Below are 20636 nucleotides of genomic sequence, written 5' to 3' on the forward strand. Positions count from 1 at the left end.
CTCCATAGACGAGTTCGTTGACCGCGCGACCGAAGGGAGGCGTTCTACCAGCGGATCATCGAGGATGCCGTAGATAAGGCGGGATGGGCGATGGGCTTGACGCGCACCGTGTTGAGGCAGCATCCGCGCGTTGCGTCGGGCAGTTGGCGGCTGCGTCCGGACGAATGCGGAAACGAGCGGGGCGTACCCCGCTCGTCGTTCCTAATGGTTGCCCCGAATAAAATCAGACGCGCGCTCCGCGATCATGATCGTCGCGGCATTCGTGTTGGATCCTACCAGGGATGGCATTACGGAGCTGTCGCAGATCCTTATTCCTTCCAGCCCGTGAATCCGAAGGTTCGGGTCGACAACGGCCATCGGATCTACCCCCATCTTGCACGTGCACGTGGGGTGGTAGGAGGTTCTCCCGAACCGTCTTGCATAGTCTTCCAACTCTGACTGCGTTTTCACGCCGGCATCAGGGAAGTGGAGTGTCTTCACGTACTTCTGAAGCGACGGCTGACGCATGATCTCGCAACTGATCTTGACGCCTTCAACCGCAATCCTGAGGTCATCGGGATCAGAGAGGAAGTTGGGATCCACGAGTGGGAGATCCCTAGGGTTCGCGGAGCGCAGGGTTACGCTTCCGCGTGACTTCGGTCTAAGTACATAGCTGTTCAACGTGACGCCCGACGTCCCTTTCGGCACAGACGGAACCCCTGCTTCCGCCCCTGCTCCGGCTAGAAAATGGAATTGGAGATCAGGTCGAGTTTCCTTCTTGTCGCCGAACCAGAATGCGCCGCCCTCCACAACGTTCGAAGTGACCGGTCCGGAATTGAACAAGGCGTACTGCAGTCCCGCCCAGACCATCCAGCGAAAGTCGTTGTATTTGTCGAGGCTGTCGCGGTTTTTGATCTCGGCGACGATATCAACGCCAAAATGATCCGAGAGGTTCTGTCCGACCCCCCCGAGGTCGTGGACGACATCGATGCCGACAGACTGAAGATGATCGGCGGGCCCGACACCGGATTGGAGCAGAAGCTTAGGGGAGCCGATGGCGCCGGCTGTGACAATGACTTCCGCGTCGGCTCTCGCAAGCACTGTGCGGCCATCGACGACGTACTCTATGCCGACAGCTCTCTTTCCTTCAAAGACAATGCGTAAGACAAACGCACCGGTTACGAGCGTGAGGTTCGGACGGCCGAGTACAGGCTTGAGATAGCCTACTGCAGCCGAGCACCGACGGTTGTTTCGGGTGGTGATCTGATAGATCCCCGCCCCTTCCTGACGCTCGCCGTTGAAGTCAGGATTATACGGTATCCCGTATTCTTGGCAGCTTCGGGCGAACGCTTTGGTCATCACGTTCGGCTCAGGAATGTTCGACACGCCAAGCGGACCTTCGGTCCCATGAAGCGGGCCGGAGTAACTCGTATTTCCTTCTGCCCTCAGAAAGTATTTCTGCACCTGGGCGAAACTCCATCCCGCGGCGCCTTCCTGCTCCCAGCGATCGTAATCCGTGGGATGCCCGCGCGTGTAGACCTCCGCGTTGATGGACGAACCGCCGCCGAGCACTTTCGCCTGAGCATATGGAATAACCCGGTTCATGGCATGCTTTTGGGGAACGGTCTCCAGTCCCCACGTAAGCGGGCCGGTAGTCATCTTCGCGAAACCGACCGGCATATGTATGAGGGGGTTCTTGTCGCGGTCGCCGGCTTCTATCAGGCATACCCTGGTGGTGGGGTCCTCGGAAAGGCGGGCTGCAAGAACGCAACCCGCCGAGCCGCCGCCGACGATGATATAGTCGAAGGCGTCCGCCATCACACGATCCAAGGCTGGCGCTTGGCAAGGTCTACGTGCACCGACTTGATCTGGGTGTACTCTTCGACACCATAGATCCCCGCCTCACGACCCCAACCCGACTGTTTGAAGCCGCCGAGGGGCATTTCCGGTCCGCCGGCCATGATAGTGTTCACCCAGAAGCGGCCTGCGCGCACCCGGCGCGTCACTGAGAGCGCCTTGCTGACGTCGGAAGTCCAGAGGCTGGCAGCGAGACCATAGACGGTATCGTTGGCGATCTGTATCGCCTGCTCGACCGTTTCGAAGGTGAAGCTGGATAAGACCGGCCCGAAAATCTCGTCGGTAGCGATGGCCATATCGCGGGTGACGCCCGTAAACAGCGTCGGCTGAATGTACTGGCCACCGCCGTGGTCGATCGCCTCGCCGCCGACGAGCACCTTTGCGCCTGCAGACTTGCCCTTCTCGATGTATTCCAGGATCGTCTTGTTCTGTGCTTCGGTCGTGATCGCCCCGACCTGGGTATTTGGGTCAAGAGGATCGCCGACGACGATCCTCTTCATCTTCGAAGCGAGAAGTTCTTCGAATTCGCGTGCGACCTTGGCTTCGACGATAAGACGGCTGGAGGAGACGCAGCACTGTCCAGTGTTGAAGGAAATCCCGAATGCGGCAGCGTCTGCTGCGGATTCAAGGTCGGCATCGGCGAACACGATGATCGGGTTCTTGCCGCCGAGCTCAAGGCCGAGTTTCTTGAAATTCGAGTCCGCAGCGGCATGGACGCATGCGCGTCCGACGGCGGTCGAGCCGGTGAAGGACACCATGTCGATATCCTGGTGTTCGGTCATCGCCTGACCGATCGTACGGCCGGAACCTGTGACCACGTTGTATGCACCGCGGGGAAGGCCGGCCTCGTCCAGAATTTCGGCCAAGAGCAGCGTGGTGACACTGGTGACCTCGGACGGCTTGACCACGAGTGTGCAGCCCGATGCCAGGATGAATGGAACGCGTTCGCAAAGGATCAGGAAGGGAAAATTCCAAGGCGTGATCAGCCCGACGACGCCGATCGGCTCCCTGAGCACCATCCCGAAGAGATCTTTTCCCAGATTGTTGAAGCTATCGCCGTGCAAAGCGCGGGCGGCACCTGCACCGGTCTCGAAGCAGGCAATGCAGTGGTCGATTTCGCCAAGCGCCTGAGAAATAGGCTTGCCATTTTCGAGAGTTTCCCAGTAGGCGATCTCTTCCCGGCGGCGCCGCATGATCTCCGCAGCGCGGAGAAGAACGCCTGCCCGCTCTGCACCGGAAATATCGGCCCATGATCCGTTCTCAAAGGCGCGGCGTGCTGCGACGACGGCATCGTTCAGGTCGTCGATCGTGCACCGAACGGTACGAGAGACGGCGACCGCATGGCCGGGCGACGTGCGCTCAAACCTGTCGTCGCGGGCTTTCCACTCTCCATCCACGAAGTAGCCGAAATCCTTAGGCTTAGCGGGAAGGCGGTTGTTCTGTACAAGCTGGTCCATTTGATCCTCCATCTTCAAGTTTCAGCGCGCTAAAGCCCAAAGGCGTTGGCGAAGCGGTCTCACGACACGCGAAGTTGTGTCTTTAGATCGTTCGGTCTGTTTGAAAGGCTGTCGAACGCCTGCTGGGTTTCCGAAAGTGGGTATACGGCGCCAGTGAAGGGCGTCACGTCGAACCGATCGTGTACAAGAAGCTTCAAAGCTTGACGCATATCCTCGCCCATCGCCGCAACCGATCCTTTGACGCTATTTTCCTGCAACACGGTCTGCAAAATGGGAAGCGCGACTTCATCCGTCGGCCCCGTGATGCCAAAAAACGCTACATGACCACCTTTGCGGATTAGTTCGAAGGCCGTCGCATAGAGCTTTGCGAGACCGACGCCCTCGATCACAAAGTCAGCACCGATACCGTTCGTGGCCTGTCTCACGGCGTCCTTGAGCTTGGCGGGATCGCTCACCGCGATGTCTGCGCCAGCTTTGAGCGCTGCCTCGCAACGGGCCTCCGAAAGATCAAAGACGATGATAGGCGCCGCCCCGACCAGACGCATCATCTGAATGTGAAGGTTGCCGACCGGACCTGCTCCCAAAACGACGACTGAGTCCCCCAGGCCAACCCGCGCCTTCTTCGCAGCTCTCACCACGCAGCCTACCGGTTCGGTCAAGGCAAGCACTCCCGCTGCGACGTCCTCGGGCGCTGGTATCACCAGACGCGACGGCACGGCGACGAACTCCGCGAAAGCGCCATCTCTACCGATGCCGATCTGCGTGACTTCGGAGCAATTCAATATCTCGTTACGGAGGCACCAAAAGCATGTTCCGCAACCAATGTTGATGTCTGCAACCACTGTCGTACCAACCGCCACATTAGTAACACCCTCGCCGAGCTTTGCCACAACGCCGCAGAACTCGTGTCCAGGGATGATTGGCAGCGCGTCGGCTGCATAGCGGCCGTGGAACATATGGATGTCTGTTCCGCAAATGCCGACCTGGGTCACCCGGATGAGGACGTCGTCTCGGCCGAGCTGTGGAACCGGAACGTCGCGATACTCAAACTTACGAGGTTCGACGAGTACGGCGGCCTTCATTGTCTGGGGAGTATTCATATCACTTCACCGTCTTGAGCTTGGACCGATCGATCGTCAAAGCGATGGCGAGGATAAGGACCAGCCCGAACACCATTTGCTGCTGGGTCGCTTCGATGCCAAAGTAGAGCATCGATGAACGGATCACGGCGACAATCATCGCGCCGATCGCCGTATTAAGAACGCCGCCCACGCCGCCCGTCAACGGCGTGCCACCGACCAGAACGGCAACGATGGCCGGAAGGAGAAACCCGTTCGCGATCGTCGGAGCGCCGCCGGAGAGCTTCACGGCAAACAGAAGGCCTGCAATAGCTGCCAGGGCACCCGATATGGCGAATGCGAGGATCTTATAGAAGCCGACGTCGACGCCTGATGCCGCGGCTGCTGGCTCGCCAGCTCCAATCGCCTTGAAGACACGGCCCAGTCGCGTACGGCGTTCGATGAACAGGCAAATTGCCAAGAGGCCGGCCGCAAGGATCAGCTCGTTGGGCACGATGCCCACATGACCGATCATCCAGCCGAACGTGTCGTTGCGTTGCGCCGCATCCATGTTCAAAGCCCGTTGACCAGAAAGCCACTGAGCGACAGAAAACGCCACACCACCGACCGCTAGCGTCGAAATGAACGATGGCACGTATAACTTCGTCGTCGCATATCCCGACAACATTCCAAGCAGGAACCCGGCGGCGACGCAGACTACAGCGACCCAGGCTCCCATAGTTGCTAGGTAGACGGACGCAATGACAGTGACCATGTTGGCCATGGATTGCGCAGAAAGGTCGATGCCGCCGATGTAGACGGCGAAGGTCAGCCCGAGTGCCATAATGAAAAGCGGGACAATATCACCCGCGAGTTCAAGCAGGTTTGTCGGGCGCAGAAAGTCTGGATTCGGGATGCCCACGATAGCGAGCAACGCCAGGAGGGTGATCCACGGAAGGTGCGGTTTTAGTTTGTGAATGTCCATGGTACCCTCAAATCATGTAGTGCAGGAGATCGAACAGGGACGGCTTTGCGCCGGGCGTATAGTCGAACGACTTCGTCACCCTTCCGTCCTTGATGACAACGATGGTGTGGGCCAGGCCGATAGCTTCTTCCAAGGTGTCAGCTACCAGGACGATACCGACGCCCGCTGCCGACATGTCCCGGATCATTTCGTAGACATCTTCCTTCGCACCGATGTCCAAGCCGCGGGTTGGATGATCGAGAAGCATGATGTCGGAACCACCGGAGCGCCACTTGGCCAGAACTACCTTCTGCTGGTTGCCGCCCGATAGATTCCCACAGTCGGCGTATTCCGAGTGAGCCTTGATCGAAAGCTTCCGGATCCAGTCTCGTGCCAGCGACCGTTCTTCGCCAACGCGCATGACACCGACGTTCGACCTTCGACCGAGCTGCGAGAGCGTCATGTTCTCGTAGACGTTCATGCCCGCAACGATGCCCTCGACCTTGCGCTCGCGTGGCACGTATCCGAGACCCATTGCCACGGCCTTCATCGCGTTGAACCGAGAAGGCGCTTTACCCTTGATCCGGATTTTTCCCTTGATGGGCGAGATCATCCCATAGATGGCTCTCATAATACCTTCGCGGCCGGACCCTTCGGCACCAACGAGGCAGACGACTTCGCCGGCGTGTACCTTCAGAGAGACGTTGCGAACCTTTCCAGGCAGAGACACGTCATCAAGCTCCACGAGGACGTTCGCCGTGTCATACGGCTTCTGCCTGGTTTCACGGTAGTACTCCCGGTCGATGTTTCGGCCCACCATTTTTCGTTGAATGGTCTCGACATCGGCGTCGCCGCTCGCGACGACATCCACGACCTGGCCGTCCTTCATCACGTAGACCCGATTGCTCAGCTCCATAACTTCGTCCATTCGGTGGGAAACGAAAATGAACGAAGCACGCGTCGTGAGCTCGCGCACCAGCTTGAATAGCAGTTTCACCTCTTCCTGACTGAGAACCGACGTCGGCTCGTCGAGAAGGATGATCAGATCTCCCTGTACACGCTCCTCCAGTGTCAGGACCTTTGCCAACTCGACTAATTGGCGCTGAGCGAAGGAGAGTTTCGATGTCGTCATCGCAGGATCGATATCAAGCTTCACTTTCGCTAGCTGGAAGCGCGCCGCTTTCGCCATCGCGTGCCAGTTCACGACGCCCGCCTTGGTAAATTGTGCTTCGTAGCCGAGGAATATGTTCTCCATCACCGTGAGATTGGTGATCAGGGATTGCTCCTGGAACACCATCCCGATACCATGCTCCATAGCTTGACGGGGATTGGCGAAGCGCACTGACTTGCCATTGATCATGACCTGTCCGGAGTCCGGCTGGTATGCACCGTAGATGACTTTCATCAGGCTCGATTTGCCTGCACCGTTTTCTCCGACCAGGCCGACGATCTCGCCTCGGCCAATCTCGAAATTGACCGACTTGAGCGCGTGTACGCCTGGAAACCGCTTGTCGACTGCTTTCAACTGGAACATGGCGGGCTCACTTTACGAACGAGATCGAGAAACGATCGGTCGACAGGACGACCGACAGAATGACCAGCGCGCCAAGAACACCCTGCTGCATGAAGTCCGGCAGACCGATAACGATCATTCCATTGTTGATGACGCCGACGATCAGAACGCCGACGAGCGCGTTCCAGACGCCTCCGATGCCGCCCCACAAGGCCACCCCGCCGACGACGACAGACGTGATGGAGACAAACATGAAATTGGCGCCTGTGATGGACTCGGCTTGACCAATCCGACCTACGACCAAAATGGCCGCAAGCGCATAGAAGATGCCGGCGAGGCCAAAACCGAGAACGCGGACGCGAGCGACGTTCACACCAGAGGCATGTGCAAGATCCTCGCCTCCCCCAACGGCATAGAAGTTTCGTCCTAGGATAGTGTAGCGCTGGATGAACCAAGCTGCGAGAAGTCCGGCGACAGCCACGTAGACCATCAGCGGGAAACCGAGAAAGCGCATAGTGAGGAGACCGCGAAAGATCGGGTCCGAAACCTTCACGATATCGCCGCCAGTCAAAAGGATCCCGGCACCGGTCCCGATGAAACCCATGGCGAGGCTCGCCATGAACGACGGTATTCGAAGCTTGACGTGGACCAATCCGTTGATGATGCCGATCACGGCGCCGATGACCAACGTCGCGGGGATCGCGAGCCAGCCAAAACCAGCCAGAGACCCGCCAAGCGCGATGAAAAGGTAGGCGAAGAGAACGGCTGTAAGGGTGACGGCGCCTTCCATCGACAAGTCGATCGAGCCCATCACGATAATGAACGTAACGCCGATGGCCACCATGAGCGCGGGCGCTGAGGCTACGGCAATTCTGGAGAAGTTGCGGACCGAGAAAAAGGTCGGGTTGATTGCGGTGAAAAGGATCACCAATGCTACAAGCACCAGGAACGGTGCCCATTTGATAAGATTCTCGCGCGATACCGACATCATTCGGCCGCTCCTCCCACATGTGTCTGCGAATTAATTGGCGGCACGCTCGCTCCAAGGAGCGCGCCGCCCTCCTCACTTTAGCCGCTGTACTTGATCTGGCCCTTCGTCGGCGACCAGAAGTCCTTCCAGTCATACTTGGGCGTCTCGTCCATGTACTTGGCTTTGAACTCGGCTGCGTCCTTCTGGCTGATCAGGATGGTCGGACCGTAAAACTCCCGATGCTCCTTAGGCTCTTCCGACGGCTTGAATGCTCCAGTTGCCGCGTAATAGGCGAGCGCGGCGGAGATGCCACCGCCCCAGTGCGGATTGGTGAAGACTGTCGCGAGCAACTTGCCTTCCATTACCAGCTTCACGGCGTCGGGGTTGCCGTCGTAGGCGACGATCGGCATGTCCTCGATACCTTCGGCGCGAAGGGCCTCGATCACACCGTATGCGATGTTATCGTTGGCGCAATGGACGCCCTTGATCTTGTCGCCATAGCGGGTCAGGAACGACGACATCAGAGCGGCGCCCTTTTGGGTATCCCAGTCTGCGGGCTGCGCGTCGAGGATCTCGATCTTGGGATATTCCGCAGCCGCCTTCTTCAAGCCGGCCAGGCGCTCGATCGCGGGGTTGTTCGCCGCAATACCGCCGAGATGGACAACGCCGCCTTCCCCGCCCATCGCTTCGAACAGAATCTTGGCCGTCTGAGCCGCCGGATCGACGTCGGACCAGGTCATGTGGCTGACGTAGTTGTCGCCGAAGTCCCACGGATGAAGATCGTCGGTCTTGTTCCAGATCGTCGACACGTATGCGCCAGCCGATTTCACCGCCTCTACGACGGGACGAGCATTGGGGCTGTCGTTGCAGTCCGCGGCGATTGCGCAGTTGCCGTTGTTCTTCGCCAGGAACGCCTTGATGTCCGCGAGCGACTTTTCCGACGACCCTTCGTTAATCAGGCTGACCAGATCGCTTTTCTGCCTGCCAATCGATTCGACGAATGCTTCGCCGCCGGAGACGACCGAGTTCCAATATGCGGATGCGCGGTCGCGGTAGCTCCAAGCAATCGCCGGGTCCTTGAGTGCCGCTCGCGCAGAACCATTGAGGCCCGGCACAGCCATGGCGCCGATCCCCAGCGCCGATGCAAGCATGAAGTTACGACGCGAGATCGTTTCCCGCTCGATAAAGTCCTTGATAAACGTCGACATGACTCTCCTCCCGTATAGCCAGAGTGACGCGTCCGGGTCTCCTCAACGTGCTGCGTAAGATGCTCCGTTGAGCCGAGACCTATCTCATAAACGCACTAACCAGTTACTTGGTTATGACCGCTCTCGTCAAGCCCAAACTGTTGACCTTCATCCACTTTCATACACCAACTGGTTGGTGTATAAGCGCGGTAGATTGGAATGAATTCGCTCGGAGGCGACACTTTGGACTCAAAGATAAAGACAACGAAGGCGGGCAGACCGCCGAGAAGCGCGGAGGCCACCAAGGCTCGCATCCTGGAGGCTGCGAAAAAGGAATTCGCGAAGAACGGTCTCGCGGGTGCGAGAGTGGACGTCATCGCTGAGCGCTCGCTCAATAACAAGCGCATGATGTACCACTACTTCGAGAGTAAAGATAAGCTTTTTCAGATGGTTCTAGAGCAAGCCTACGTCGATATCCGGACGGCGGAACACAAGCTCAGTCTCGAAACTCTGGAGCCGAAAGAAGCCTTGGAAAAATTCGTTCGCTTCACGTGGGACTACTACCTCAAGCACCCGGAATTCATCACCCTTGTCAACAGCGCGAACTTGCACCGCGCCAAGCACCTCAAGGGTTCCGAGGTCGTAAAAATGACAAATCGGAAACTCGTCAGCCTCGTCGGAGGAATTCTCGATCGCGGGGTTGAGGCCGGAGTATTTCGAAAGGGCGTTGATCCAGTTCAGCTCAACATCACGATCGCTGCGATCGGATATTACTATCTAACCAACCGCTTCACTGGCTCGATCATATTTGAACGCGATCTCATGGAGAAGGCAGCGCTCGATGATCGTCTCGCCTTCAACATCGAGACGATCATGCGCCTTGTTTGCGCTTAGGTGATCACTCCACCTCGAGGTCGACATTTCGAATCGCCACCTGCGCACACGCGACATCCTCGAAGTCCTGCGCGCCGGACACTCCGATTCCTCCGATTACGGCTCCCTTGTACTTGATAGGAAGACCGCCTCCCCAGACGAGAAGGCGGTTTCTGTTCGCGAGACCCAGTCTTAGCGATGCGCTTTGATCCATTCGCTCGAAATAGGCTTCCGTCGTCTTGCGCATCGTAGATGCTGTGAACGCTTTGTCGTCGGCAAAACCCAAGATTTGCGACGACACGCCATCCATTCGCGCCGATGCGATTGTTGCTCCGTCGGCATCGACTACGCTGACAGCGATGCTCCAGCCATTCTCAGCCGCATGGGCAAGCGCTCGGGTGACCATTTCCGAAGACGCCTTCAAGCTAACATGTGAAACCGTGTGTATCAAAACCCCTCCATCTATCTCGAACTCAGCCCACTCAAATCACCTAACCAGATAGTTACTTACTAGGAACACGGTCTCTCCTTGTCAACTTTAAGGTTCGAACAGACTCGGGAACGAGCTGCCCCCAGCGTTCTTCCGCCGCCTGCCCGAACTATCGTCTATCCTACCGTACTCAGAATTCAGGCATATTCGGCCGGAACTTCGAACACACAGGCGAGTTTCAACTACGACGTTCCCGTCCCAACCTCATTCCAAACTGGAGATAGCCATGACCCTCGAAGGGAAGAAGATCGCCGTCCTGATCGCACCGCGCGGCACCGAGGAACCCGAATTCAAGCAGCCCAAAGAAGCAGTCGAAGCTGCAGGCGCGACTGTGACGGTCGTCGGGATCGAGGCCGGCGAGGCCAAGACCAACAACGGCGATCTCGATCCGGGCGGCAGCTACGCCGTGGACAAGGCCGCGAAGGATGTTTCGGCAAGCGATTTCGACGGACTTGTGATTCCTGGCGGTACCGTCGGCGCCGACAAGCTGCGGGCGGACGATCATATCGTTTCGTTCGTGCGATCCTTTTTTGAGCAGGGAAAGCCTGTCGGCGTGATCTGCCACGGCCCTTGGCTTCTGGTACAAGCGGATGTTCTAAAGGGACGTACGGTCACGTCCTACTCGTCGATCCGCAAAGACATTGAGAATGCGGGGGCCACCTGGGTCGACCAGGAGGTCGTGACCGATCAGGGATTAGTGACGAGCCGGAAGCCTGATGACCTACCAGCGTTCTGCGCAAAAATCGTTGAGGAATTCGGCGAAGGTCGACACCCGGAACAGGCGCGCAGCGCCTGATCGAACATGGAAGCGTCGGATTCGTCCGGCGCTTCATCACTTTCGCGACGTTCCTTCGACCTCCATGGGCAAACGGCGTCGTTCAGACAGCGCGCGGAGGCGACGCGTTTTCATGGAGCCAACAGCAGTTCGGCCGCCTTGCCGACGTCTGGAACTTCGGCATAAGGCCGCCAGTCCGGGTTCCCCTGCTCCCCACGCCGGTTGACCCAGACGCCACGCAAGCCAAGCTCGTGGCGCGCCTTCATGTCCCAGTACATTCCCATTGCGACATGAACGGTTTCGTCGGCAGTGACGCCCATCGTTCGATAGGCGTGCTCGAAGAATTCGCGCGAAGGTTTGTAGGCCTGCGCTTGCTCCGCAGTGATGACGTAGTCGAAGGCAACGCCGATACGCTCGACCGTCGGTGCGATGAGGTCATCGTCGGAGTTCGTGAAGATCGCCAACTTGTAGCGTTCCCGGAGCCGGCGCAGGGCATCCGGAACGTCTGAATGCGGACCCATCATCATGGGCGCGTTGGCGATACGTTCGATATTGTCCGAGCTGAGCTCGACGTCGTGATTTCGAAAGGCGGTGTCGAACCCTGAGCGGAGGATTTCTTTGTAGAGCCTATGGGGCTTGTCCGCCGTCATTTGTTTGGCGATATCGGAGAAGTCGTCGAGAACCACCGTTGCGTCGGTGTCAGTTCGTCCGTACTCGGCCAGCGTCGAGGCTATCTCCCGCAGCAGGACCTCGTACCACCGCACCAGAGTGCCGTAGCAATCGAAAGTGATGACCTTTGGTATCGGATTGAGATCGAACGGCAGATTCGAGGCAACGGTCGCGGCGGGTGGGACCCGCTCGAACGAGTGACGGTCGACCGCGACGTGAGCGGTCGCCTCGACCAGGTCGAACGACCGTTTCTTTTCTGGCCGCTCGGTGTCGAGTTCCTCGGAGCTTTCACCGCTGCTCATGACGTACCTCCCACAACATGGTATAGAATGCGCCGGTCTTCGGAAGCGGAGCGTGCGGCGAGCGATTGGAGACGGGACCGACATCAATCTCGCTCAAATTGAGAGGGCCGGATACTGGGGCAGATCTACCGCTTCCGCATTGCCCGCAAAGAGGCCGCCCGACACCTTCTGTAAAGATTGCGACGCCATGATGCGAAGGACTCCGTGAAGCGCGGCAATGCCCATTCGGGTGCGCGGATGCACCAGCCTCGGCACGATCTTTGGAATTCCTTGGGCTTTCTTGACGAAAGGCCGCATGACGTTCTCGTATTTTCGGAATGCGTCCTCGACATCACCGTTTGTCGCAAGTTCCCCGGCCAGCACGTAGGCGCCGCAGATCGCAAGCGTCGCCCCGACGCCGCCCAAAGGCGTGACGCACCACGCCGCGTCTCCGAGCAGCACCACCCTGCCCCGCGACCACCTCGGCATGCGAACCTGCCTCAGGACGTCAAGATAGAAGTCCTGCGTCGTCCCCATTGCGTCAAGGACACGCGGCGTCTGCCAACCGGCATCGCGGAACTCTTTGCGAAGCCACGCCTTCTGGCGGCTCTGATCCCAGCTTGCTTCGTCACCGTTCTTCCTATGGATCGCGAGGTTCGCCCGCATCGTTCCGTGCATGTCGGGACGGATCGAGACGCTTCGGCAGCCGGGGGCGTTGAACCAGCGCCATAGCCGGTCGTCACCTTCTTCCCGCGGGATCGTGAAGTAGGCCATCGTCATGTCCATCCAGCGCGGATTGTTCTGGCCGCTGAAAACCAGATCGCGCGTCGAGGAGCCGACGCCTTCCGCTACGAGGAGGATGTCATACTCCTCCTTCGTACCTCTCTCGAAGTTAACGGAGATGCCCCCGCTGGCGGGGGAGACTGACTTGATCGTCTCGCCGAACCTGAAGTCCGCCCGCGCGCGAGCCGGCTCGTAGAGGAGACGCGATAGGTCGCCTCGCAGGATTTCCATCTCGGCCGTCGGACCGTCTGCGCCGAGTTTTTCGGTGACGATCTTCGCGACCACGTCATCGTTTTCGTCGACCCAGGCTATCCCCTTCTCGCCGGTGCCGAGAGCGAGCGCTGCGTCTTCCAAGCCCATCAGTCGTAGGACTTTGCGGCCCACGCCGCGCACGTCGACGTTCTGCCCACCGTCGCGGAACTCTGAAGCCTTCTCGATGACGGTGACGTCGAAGCCGTTTCTGCCTAGCCACCAGGCTGCGGCGCAACCAGCGATGCTGGCACCTGAGATAAGAACGGTGCGTGCCATTCGCGTTCCGACGCTCAGTGCTTGGCTTGATGATCGCCGCGGTCACCTTCGCCAGGCTTTGCGACCGTCTTGGACTTTTGGCGTTGGTCTGCCGACAGCGAGCGGCCGACGTCCGTCGACTCCTTGAACTGCCCCTTTTCATCGCGCCGCACGTAGAGCTTGTCAGTTCCGGTATCGAGAAGTTCGCGCTTTGACATGGGTGTTCTCCATCTGGGTCAGACGCAGAAACGTGCGAGATTCCAATTTGTTGCGTCGGTGACCTTACGCCATAGGGCGGCGAATTCTTTCTGAGCCTAAGTCTCCCGGACTCAATATGCCAACAAACGCGGATAACCTATTGAAAAATGTCTTGTTTCTGGTGTGGGCGAAAAGATGTTGCGGCGTTCACCTCGTGCTCTTGCCGCAGGTCGCCAGTAAGCCATCGACATGTCCGTAGACCTCCAAGCCAACGAAGTACTTCGCTGCCGGATGCAACGAACACCGCGCAAGGACAACGCCTCGAGCGCGCGGTCCGGTCTCGGGTTCACGTCTACAGGCTCCGATATCGAATTCACTATCCAATCCCAGGCATGAAGCGGGTAACCTGCGATTTCGCGCTTCCGGGCTTGAAGATCGCCGTATTTCTTGAGGGCTGTTGTGGCAGGGGTGCGAAGTTCATCTGCCGTTGAGTAAGAAGACCACTGACTTCTGGATCACCAAGATCGAGCGCAATCGGGCAAGGGATATGCGCGTGAATGCACACCTCAAGGAACTTGGCTGGAGGGCGATCCGGTTCTGCGAGCATGGGCACTCCACCGAAACAATTCGGTCACAGTAAGTTTCCTTTTGCAGAGACTGCACCTTAAAATAGATTGAGGCCGTGCTTTCGGTGAGGCAGAATTGAGACGAATGCGCAAGCCAACGGCTCGATTGTGTTAATTCTGCGTCATCGAGGGGCGTCCAGCGTGCGATCTACAAACGGAAGATAACGATGCGATCCTACGTCACTGACCGATATTCGACCCGTATGGAGCCCGACGGAACTTGGACGATCTTCGATAAGTTCACTGGTTTTCCGGCTGAATATTGCGGGCGACCAACCACCCTCATGCTCGAGGACGGATCGACCTCGCTTTGCATCGTCATGAACGCGCTGGACAGGCACAAGCGCAGACAAACTCCCGTCTGACCCGCGTGGATATCGACGAACAGCGAGAAGGTTACATCTTGGGGAGAAACAGTCAAGCGTGATGGCAGCCGTCGTACGCCGCCGCCAAAAGCTGGATTTGGGCAGCCATTCCTACAAGCTAGGTTGCGGGATGAACGAGCATCCGGGACACTACTTGGCATGAGGTCGTGATCGAGCGGGCTAGCTCCAAAGCGAAGGACTCCTCCTCGAGGCTGGTTGTGTAGCCTTCAATTATCACGTTCGCACCAAGCATGGAAACCTTAAGGTTTCTGCGGATTGAACGATGCTCAGCAAGCGCGGCTGCAATGATGCCGTCATACTGGCCGTAGAACAGCCAGACAACTGGCCGTCGGAGGGTCGAGCGTGTGTGTAGAATTGAAGGATTATCTGCTAGCCTCGCTAGTCATGCGTTAACCCGCGCAGATGCCGACTTGGTTCAATGCTTGCAGCTTCCTGTTTCAGCGGCCGCTATATTTTAAAACCTAAGCGTAAGCTTCAGTTAAGTTTTAGTTGCGAACATAAATATGTTTAAAATTCTGGAGGCACCATGACAAAGTTGCATCTTGTCGATCATCTCGATGCCGCATTGAAACTTGCCGAATTGAACAAAATGACTTTCGTGGCCTATCTGATTAAGATGGCGAAGGACGCGGCGTTCCGCCCCGAAAAGGAAGAAAGTCGCGCCGCCTGAAGGCTTTAGCAGCGCGACCGTGGAGCGTTGGCCGCCAGCATTAAGCTCGCTGGCGGCGCGCGTTCTCACAGGAAGGCCAGATCTCTTTATGGCGACAAACTCTTCACCGAAGGCTCGTAACACGAGCTGTTGTTGGCAGGGCTTCCCGCGGGTACGTTCGCGCTCCTATTCGACACCGGCTTTGATGTCGGGCAGCAGCTCGTCGCCGACCCAAGGATCCGCGCAGTCGGCTTCACAGGCTCGCAAAGGGGCGGGACGGCGCTGATGAAGATCGCGTCCGAACGCAAGCAGCCGATCCCCGTTTACGCTGAAATGAGCAGCATCAATCCCGTCATGGTGTTTCCGGTCGCGCTGGCTAGCCGTGCCGAGGATATCGCAGCATCCTTAGCACTCGGAGCAGGCCAGTTCCGCACCAATCCTGGATTGATCCTGGCCGTTGACGGCAAAGGGCTAGAAACCTTCATTGCAAGAGCTAGGGAGATGCTTCCTGAGACCAGTGCACAGACGATGCTGACGCCTTCGATCGCCAAGGCGTTTGGCGAGGGCGTCGGCCGTCTCGAACGACATGCCGAGGTTTGCATGCTCGCCAAGGGAAAGACTGGTGGCGCGTACGACGGGGTTGTGGCACTGTTTCAAACGTCGGCTGCCTCGCTACTCGCGCATCATGAGCTGCAAGAAGGGCGCGGCGGGGCTTGTCGTACGCTGCAAGGATTTCGACAAGCTGGAACAGGTGTCGGCGCCCTCCGAAGGCCAGCTCACCGTCGCGCTTCACGTTGACAAAAACGATCTGGACGACGCTCGCCCCCTCATCCCGAGACTGGAGATGCTTGCCGGCCGGTTGCTCGTGAACGGCTTCGGCACGGGGGTCGAGGTATCGCCTCCTATGGTTCATGGTGGCGCATATCCAGCCACAGCCGATGGACGGTCTACCTCGGTTGGGACGCTTGCAATCTATCGGTTTCTTCGACCGGTGTCCTATCAGGACTTTCAGAAGCGGTCCGACCCCCGGCTTTGCGGTAACGATGGTCTGACGCTCGACGCGAAACAAGCCGGTTGACTGCGGCTATCGCTAGCGAGAGCTTGCCTAGCTGGCGTAGGACTCGAGGTATCCGCAGGCGATACAATGTAACATTCTTATTTCACAGACCGCCCTCCCCTTAAGCCGCAGTTCGTCAAGGAGGCTTTTCTCAAGCGTGCCGGTGACCCAGGCTTGCCCGGAGAGAACACCGAGCCGTTTCTCTGGCAAGAAGCCCGCCGAAATTTTGACGATCAAGGACGCAGCGTATGCTGGGTCTGATCGCCGGGTTCGAGCAGAGCGACTGAAATCGAGCGTGATCCGGTCGTTGACCGCGCATCGAACAACACTCTTTCAACTCTTACACGCACGCTTCCGGACATCGTGCTTTCTAGCGGCCGTTCGGCATTTTGAAAGTGAAACCCGTTGCTGTCTCATCGGACGAGACGTCGATTGTTCCGCCGTGAGCCTTCGCAATCTCCATAGCGATATAGAGGCCGAGACCCAGGCCCTGTCCTCCACGAGAGGCACCGCCGCGCTTGAACGGGAGGAACAGCTTTTCCATGTCGTCCTTGCCGATGGCTGGGCCCGCGTTTCGCACGCTGACCTCAACGCCGTCAGGGCCATGCCGCCCCACGATCTTGACAGGATGCTCGTGCAACCCGTGAGTGACGGCATTCGACACCAAATTCGAGAACAATTGTGCGATCCGGAGACTGTCGACCACTACCGGCCGCTGGAAATCCAGTTCGAGATGAATTGCACGGGCGGGGTGGGCGGAACGAATTTCGTCGGCCACGATCTGCAACGTCTCGCCCAGATCAGCCTCCTTCAGGTCCAGTGAGATGCCGCCCCCCAGCCGCGCGCGGGCGAGGTCCATGATGTTGTCTACAAGGCCGGTCATCCGGCAGATGCTTGCCTTCATCAGGCTTAGGACGAGCGGGCTCCGTTCAGTCCAGCCTTCCTTAAGAAGGCGGCTGGTTCCCGCGTCGATTGCGGCGAGCGGATTGCGAAGGTCGTGGCCGAGAACGGCGATGAACTGCTCTCGGAGATCTGAGAGCTCCCGCTCCAAATCAAGAGATGCCTCGGTAGCACGGAGGCGGTCGCCAGCGTCCAGATGATGCGCGATCAATTCCGCAAACAGCTTGAATGTGCCGATGACCTGCAGGTCGTTGACCTTCGCCGGGTTCGGGTCAATCGCGCACAACGTGCCCCAGAAGGTGCCATCCTCGCGGATGATAGGCATGGAGATGTAGCTTCTCAAGCCGTAGATCCGGGGCGTGTGATGATCTCTGTAGCGACCATCCACAGAGGCGTCGTCGAAGACGATCGGCTGCCGGTGATCACGGATTTCGTTGCAAAGCGTGCTCTCGATAGGCAATTCGTCGCCAGGCTTCAGCCCAAAGCCCACGTTGTCCAGGGAGCTGCAGGTGATCCAACGCGTTTCCGTGACCCGAGCGATCGCCGCAAAGCCCATCTTGGTCGTCCGAAGCGCGACGTCCAGCATCGTCGGAACAGCCGCTATCCCGGCGATTGCCTCGATGTCGGCTCGGTAGTCGCCCGCTGAACGTGGAGATAGGGACGTTGGAGATCTGTCTAACTTCAACCCTGCCGCAAAGCCGATGTTATCAACGGCAGTAGCGGCCGCCTCGGCCAGGGCCTCTAGTGTTTCGACTTCCCAGCGTGTCGGCTCATAGGGCTGCGACCAGTAGGCCCCGATCGCGCCGACGGGGCCAGCGAGGCTAATTGGCGCCATGGCAACAGACCGGACAAACGTGTCGGCGTATAGCTCGTGCGGAATACGTTCATCTTGCTGGACGTCGGGAACGACCACAGTCTGCCGGTTGATCATCGACCAGCCCGAGATGCATGCGGACGCAGGAAACTTCGCACCTTTCCACAACGGCCCGATGGCGTCTTCTTCGACGTAGTGACAGAGGTCGCCTTCGCGCCGAATAACGGCGATCCCTTCGCAGCCCACGAGGGAACGCGCACTTGCACGGATCGTCGCAACTACATCGTCAAGCGTGCGCGCGCGCGAAATAGCAGCCGTCGCTCTCGTCAAATTGGCGAGCGAAGTCCTGAACTCGGTGGTATCGGTTAACAGTGCCACCGCGGTCCTTTCGAATGCATGAATATTACCTCAGATACGGGAGGGGAACTTCGCATACTCCAGAGCGATATGAAAGATGGATGGGAACTTAAGCGGAACATTAAGGTGAAACCCAAAGCTCGCTCTAGAAACCATACGCAGCCCCTTCGGATCGATTTCACCGCTCGGGGTATTCGGAAGTCCTTAAGTCGAAAGGATTTTTTAGTTTTGAGACCTTGCAATATCGACCAATAAGGGCACCTATGTACGATAGCGTACAAATGCTCGCGAACTGTTCGGGAGCTTCCCTCCGAAAAAGCGAGCTGCCATGTCTGATCCTGTTACCGTCCTCGTGGTCGAAGACGAACCCCTAACGCGTTTGTCAATTGTCGCCGGCCTTGAAGATGAAGGCTTCATCGTGTTCGAAGCCGCCAACGCCGACGATGCGATCACCGTACTCGAAGCGAATTTAGAGATCCAGCTCGTCTTTACAGACGTCGATATGCCCGGAACGATGGACGGTTTGCGCTTGGCCGCATTCGTTCGAGACCGCTGGCCCCCTATCCATATCATCGTGACGTCGGGCCATAGCAGTCCTGATCCTGCTTTCTTACCCGTGAACGCGCCTTTTTTCAGCAAACCGTACCGCCCAGAAGATATCTTCTCAGAAATTAGGCGCATGACGGCGAATTAGTTTCTGCATTCCATTTTGAATTAGGGCCTAAGGTTCGGGCATAGTCGCCGTCAGGAATGTGCTCGTGCCAGATCTGGGCCGAGCACAGGAGGGATGATAGGTGAGGGCTTTGCGAACGAGCTTTATGTACCCGCCTATGTCGCTTTCGTGATTACGGCAGCATCGCAGCTCTAAATAGAGATAGAGCTTCCAATATTTTAGGTTGACGGCGGTTCGAGGCATCGCGTGGACTGCAATCTTTGAATTGCGCGACAGAGGTGAACCGTTTTGTCTGTGATCACTGCCGACAGGTCAAACAACAAGCACGGCACCCTTGTAGGGCCTGTGATTTTGTAATGTGTCAGCAGTAGCAGCGCCTCTTTAGCTTTTTCGGGTAGTCAGTGAGCATCGTCATGTCCTGTTGATGCTCTGCGGGCGTAACGAAATGCGTTGGTCCCCTTCCTGCCAATTAAGCTCGTGAGCAAGGGTGACGTGAGATAGGCGACCGATCCTGTGCGCTGATTCAAATCCGGCTAGAGCTACTGAGAGACAACAGTTAAAGTCTCGAATGCTCATCTGAAGGACCTCGCGAATACAGCAGCTCCCTAAGCCGGGTAGCGTCCGTTTCTCCTGCCTGAAACCATTTTAGCAGCTCTTTTGCGGCATCCCTCGCCTCAGCGCCGCCAGGTTGCACCTTGGATACCAGACAGTAATCGGCAACAAGTTTCTGAATCATGGCGACATGCGCCGGTGCAAGAGGCTGGGATCGGTCGCCAGAAGAAGCAGTCATATCGGCATCCCCTAATTGTTAGATGATCGATATGTAAAGCTTGATCCTCAAGAAGCAACGGTTATCCGTCCTTTGAGGTTTGATCTAGCTTCCGTACACTGGCACGGCATTTCGGGGACCCAATCTGTTGGAGATCGATCGCATCGCTTTGGTGTACCTGCTCTGATGATACGCTTTCGGCACCGGTACCGTACCGCGCACCGAAAATACAAGGCAAAACCCCACCATTGATATGATCCGTGATATCACCAACGTATAGAAGAGTTCCAAGCTCGTCCTTTCGATGCAGAGTCGGCCTTTTCGAGCCCCTGCCTAATTCGCTCATCAAAAAATGGCTTCCCGATTACGTCGACTGCGCCATCAAGGCCGTGTCCGACGTCACCCGGAGATCCTGTAACAAATACCACGCTGATCCCAAAACGGTCCGTGAGACGACGAGCCAGAACTGCCCCACTCATGCCATCGGAAAGCCCCAAATCCACTAGTGCCACATCCACACGAGGCGCGTGAGCGAGCGCTTGCTCTACGGTGGCGACAGGCCCAACTGCTGTGTGCCCAGCTTCTGTGACAATCCGCTCAAGCTCTAGGGCGACAAGCGCTTCATCCTCGACAATCAAAACCCGCATTCATTTCTCCAAAAAAGCAAATATCTAGATCAGATCTCAGGCAGTTCGAGTGCTTTCACGTGTTATTGAATGCAGACGATCTCGGCTGACGACAGGACCGTGTGCATAGCGGCAATCAAGGTGAGATTCGTATTGCCTCATCGAAGAATGCTCCCGAACGGATAGCATATTGCCTCACCAGAATGCTCCCTATGCCC

At 57.7% G+C, this 20636-nt stretch carries 18 protein-coding genes and 1 pseudogene; 5 read left to right on the forward strand and 14 right to left on the reverse strand.

All coding sequences use genetic code 11. The annotated features are described in order from the left end of the window. Positions 1–201 precede the first annotated feature (201 nt). The 7 genes from ACIQUB_RS30905 to ACIQUB_RS30935 form a co-directional block, all read right to left on the reverse strand. A complete protein-coding gene (locus tag ACIQUB_RS30905; RefSeq protein ID WP_402935669.1) occupies positions 202–1797 on the reverse strand; it encodes a GMC family oxidoreductase in 1596 nt (531 codons plus the stop codon). Further along, the gene (locus tag ACIQUB_RS30910; protein ID WP_402935672.1) at positions 1797–3293 is read right to left on the reverse strand and encodes an aldehyde dehydrogenase family protein; all 1497 of its coding nucleotides are present in this window, start codon (positions 3291–3293) and stop codon (positions 1797–1799) included. The genes ACIQUB_RS30905 and ACIQUB_RS30910 overlap by 1 nt, the downstream gene beginning before the upstream one ends. A 59-nt stretch (positions 3294–3352) precedes the next feature. After that, complete coding sequence (locus ACIQUB_RS30915) at positions 3353–4393, reverse strand: zinc-binding dehydrogenase (RefSeq protein ID WP_402935675.1); 1041 nt, start codon at positions 4391–4393, stop codon at positions 3353–3355. A 1-nt stretch (position 4394) separates the two neighbouring features. Continuing rightward, positions 4395–5336: an ABC transporter permease gene (locus ACIQUB_RS30920; protein ID WP_402935678.1), complete on the reverse strand. Its 942-nt coding sequence runs from the start codon at positions 5334–5336 to the stop codon at positions 4395–4397. A 7-nt stretch (positions 5337–5343) separates the two neighbouring features. Beyond that, complete coding sequence (locus tag ACIQUB_RS30925) at positions 5344–6849, reverse strand: sugar ABC transporter ATP-binding protein (protein ID WP_402935680.1); 1506 nt, start codon at positions 6847–6849, stop codon at positions 5344–5346. Between the two features lie 7 nt (positions 6850–6856). Next, positions 6857–7819 (reverse strand): ABC transporter permease, encoded by a 963-nt coding sequence (locus tag ACIQUB_RS30930; RefSeq protein ID WP_402935683.1) that lies wholly within the window; start codon positions 7817–7819, stop codon positions 6857–6859. Between the two features lie 77 nt (positions 7820–7896). Next, positions 7897–9006, reverse strand: coding sequence for a substrate-binding domain-containing protein (locus tag ACIQUB_RS30935; RefSeq protein WP_402935686.1), 1110 nt, complete (start codon positions 9004–9006; stop codon positions 7897–7899). A 198-nt stretch (positions 9007–9204) separates the two neighbouring features. Between ACIQUB_RS30935 and ACIQUB_RS30940 the strand changes: the two genes are divergently transcribed. Continuing rightward, positions 9205–9879, forward strand: coding sequence for a TetR family transcriptional regulator (locus ACIQUB_RS30940; protein ID WP_402935689.1), 675 nt, complete (start codon positions 9205–9207; stop codon positions 9877–9879). Between the two features lie 4 nt (positions 9880–9883). Here the strand turns inward: ACIQUB_RS30940 and ACIQUB_RS30945 are convergent, their stop codons facing one another. Next, entirely contained in the window at positions 9884–10309 is a 426-nt protein-coding gene (locus ACIQUB_RS30945; RefSeq protein WP_402935692.1) for a heme-binding protein, read from the reverse strand. Positions 10310–10574: 265 nt separating this feature from the next. Here ACIQUB_RS30945 and ACIQUB_RS30950 point away from each other — a divergent pair, with 265 nt between their 5' ends. Further along, positions 10575–11144 (forward strand): type 1 glutamine amidotransferase domain-containing protein, encoded by a 570-nt coding sequence (locus ACIQUB_RS30950; protein WP_402935695.1) that lies wholly within the window; start codon positions 10575–10577, stop codon positions 11142–11144. A 110-nt stretch (positions 11145–11254) separates the two neighbouring features. Here the strand turns inward: ACIQUB_RS30950 and ACIQUB_RS30955 are convergent, their stop codons facing one another. The 4 genes from ACIQUB_RS30955 to ACIQUB_RS30970 form a co-directional block, all read right to left on the reverse strand. After that, positions 11255–12094: a haloacid dehalogenase type II gene (locus tag ACIQUB_RS30955; RefSeq protein ID WP_402935698.1), complete on the reverse strand. Its 840-nt coding sequence runs from the start codon at positions 12092–12094 to the stop codon at positions 11255–11257. Positions 12095–12187: 93 nt separating this feature from the next. Continuing rightward, positions 12188–13384 carry an FAD-dependent monooxygenase gene (locus ACIQUB_RS30960; RefSeq protein ID WP_402935701.1) on the reverse strand — a complete coding sequence of 399 codons (1197 nt, stop codon included), beginning with the start codon at positions 13382–13384 and terminating at the stop codon, positions 12188–12190. Positions 13385–13398: 14 nt separating this feature from the next. Further along, the gene (locus ACIQUB_RS30965; RefSeq protein ID WP_402935703.1) at positions 13399–13581 is read right to left on the reverse strand and encodes a hypothetical protein; all 183 of its coding nucleotides are present in this window, start codon (positions 13579–13581) and stop codon (positions 13399–13401) included. A 356-nt stretch (positions 13582–13937) separates the two neighbouring features. Then, positions 13938–14168: a hypothetical protein gene (locus tag ACIQUB_RS30970; RefSeq protein ID WP_155947851.1), complete on the reverse strand. Its 231-nt coding sequence runs from the start codon at positions 14166–14168 to the stop codon at positions 13938–13940. Between the two features lie 931 nt (positions 14169–15099). On the opposite strand from ACIQUB_RS30970, the gene ACIQUB_RS30975 reads away from it, so the two are divergent. Both ACIQUB_RS30975 and ACIQUB_RS30980 read left to right on the forward strand, forming a co-directional pair. Continuing rightward, positions 15100–15243, forward strand: a complete 144-nt coding sequence (locus ACIQUB_RS30975; RefSeq protein WP_402935707.1) for a hypothetical protein — start codon at positions 15100–15102, stop codon at positions 15241–15243. Positions 15244–15378: 135 nt separating this feature from the next. Then, a pseudogene (locus ACIQUB_RS30980) lies at positions 15379–16300 on the forward strand (aldehyde dehydrogenase family protein); the annotation flags it as partial. 349 nt (positions 16301–16649) lie between these two features. Here ACIQUB_RS30980 and ACIQUB_RS30985 read toward each other — a convergent pair. Beyond that, entirely contained in the window at positions 16650–18371 is a 1722-nt protein-coding gene (locus tag ACIQUB_RS30985) for a GAF domain-containing protein (protein ID WP_402935710.1), read from the reverse strand. Positions 18372–18678: 307 nt separating this feature from the next. Between ACIQUB_RS30985 and ACIQUB_RS30990 the strand changes: the two genes are divergently transcribed. Further along, positions 18679–19044: a response regulator gene (locus ACIQUB_RS30990; RefSeq protein ID WP_402935713.1), complete on the forward strand. Its 366-nt coding sequence runs from the start codon at positions 18679–18681 to the stop codon at positions 19042–19044. 1014 nt (positions 19045–20058) lie between these two features. Here the strand turns inward: ACIQUB_RS30990 and ACIQUB_RS30995 are convergent. Then, complete coding sequence (locus ACIQUB_RS30995) at positions 20059–20439, reverse strand: response regulator (protein WP_402935716.1); 381 nt, start codon at positions 20437–20439, stop codon at positions 20059–20061. Positions 20440–20636: the final 197 nt, after the last annotated feature.

Source organism: Rhizobium sp. NPDC090275, from assembly GCF_044772225.1.
Taxonomy (GTDB): domain Bacteria; phylum Pseudomonadota; class Alphaproteobacteria; order Rhizobiales; family Rhizobiaceae; genus Rhizobium.

Excerpts from the sequence above, each read along its gene's own strand:
- ACIQUB_RS30905 (WP_402935669.1), bottom strand. The coding sequence starts at position 1,797 with ATGGCGGACGCCTTCGACTATATCATCGTCGGCGGCGGCTCGGCGGGT.
- ACIQUB_RS30910 (WP_402935672.1), bottom strand. The coding sequence starts at position 3,293 with ATGGACCAGCTTGTACAGAACAACCGCCTTCCCGCTAAGCCTAAGGAT.
- ACIQUB_RS30915 (WP_402935675.1), bottom strand. The coding sequence starts at position 4,393 with ATGAATACTCCCCAGACAATGAAGGCCGCCGTACTCGTCGAACCTCGT.
- ACIQUB_RS30920 (WP_402935678.1), bottom strand. The coding sequence starts at position 5,336 with ATGGACATTCACAAACTAAAACCGCACCTTCCGTGGATCACCCTCCTG.
- ACIQUB_RS30925 (WP_402935680.1), bottom strand. The coding sequence starts at position 6,849 with ATGTTCCAGTTGAAAGCAGTCGACAAGCGGTTTCCAGGCGTACACGCG.
- ACIQUB_RS30930 (WP_402935683.1), bottom strand. The coding sequence starts at position 7,819 with ATGATGTCGGTATCGCGCGAGAATCTTATCAAATGGGCACCGTTCCTG.
- ACIQUB_RS30935 (WP_402935686.1), bottom strand. The coding sequence starts at position 9,006 with ATGTCGACGTTTATCAAGGACTTTATCGAGCGGGAAACGATCTCGCGT.
- ACIQUB_RS30940 (WP_402935689.1), top strand. The coding sequence starts at position 9,205 with ATGAATTCGCTCGGAGGCGACACTTTGGACTCAAAGATAAAGACAACG.
- ACIQUB_RS30950 (WP_402935695.1), top strand. The coding sequence starts at position 10,575 with ATGACCCTCGAAGGGAAGAAGATCGCCGTCCTGATCGCACCGCGCGGC.
- ACIQUB_RS30955 (WP_402935698.1), bottom strand. The coding sequence starts at position 12,094 with ATGAGCAGCGGTGAAAGCTCCGAGGAACTCGACACCGAGCGGCCAGAA.
- ACIQUB_RS30960 (WP_402935701.1), bottom strand. The coding sequence starts at position 13,384 with ATGGCACGCACCGTTCTTATCTCAGGTGCCAGCATCGCTGGTTGCGCC.
- ACIQUB_RS30965 (WP_402935703.1), bottom strand. The coding sequence starts at position 13,581 with ATGTCAAAGCGCGAACTTCTCGATACCGGAACTGACAAGCTCTACGTG.
- ACIQUB_RS30970 (WP_155947851.1), bottom strand. The coding sequence starts at position 14,168 with ATGCTCGCAGAACCGGATCGCCCTCCAGCCAAGTTCCTTGAGGTGTGC.
- ACIQUB_RS30975 (WP_402935707.1), top strand. The coding sequence starts at position 15,100 with ATGACAAAGTTGCATCTTGTCGATCATCTCGATGCCGCATTGAAACTT.
- ACIQUB_RS30990 (WP_402935713.1), top strand. The coding sequence starts at position 18,679 with ATGTCTGATCCTGTTACCGTCCTCGTGGTCGAAGACGAACCCCTAACG.
- ACIQUB_RS30995 (WP_402935716.1), bottom strand. The coding sequence starts at position 20,439 with ATGCGGGTTTTGATTGTCGAGGATGAAGCGCTTGTCGCCCTAGAGCTT.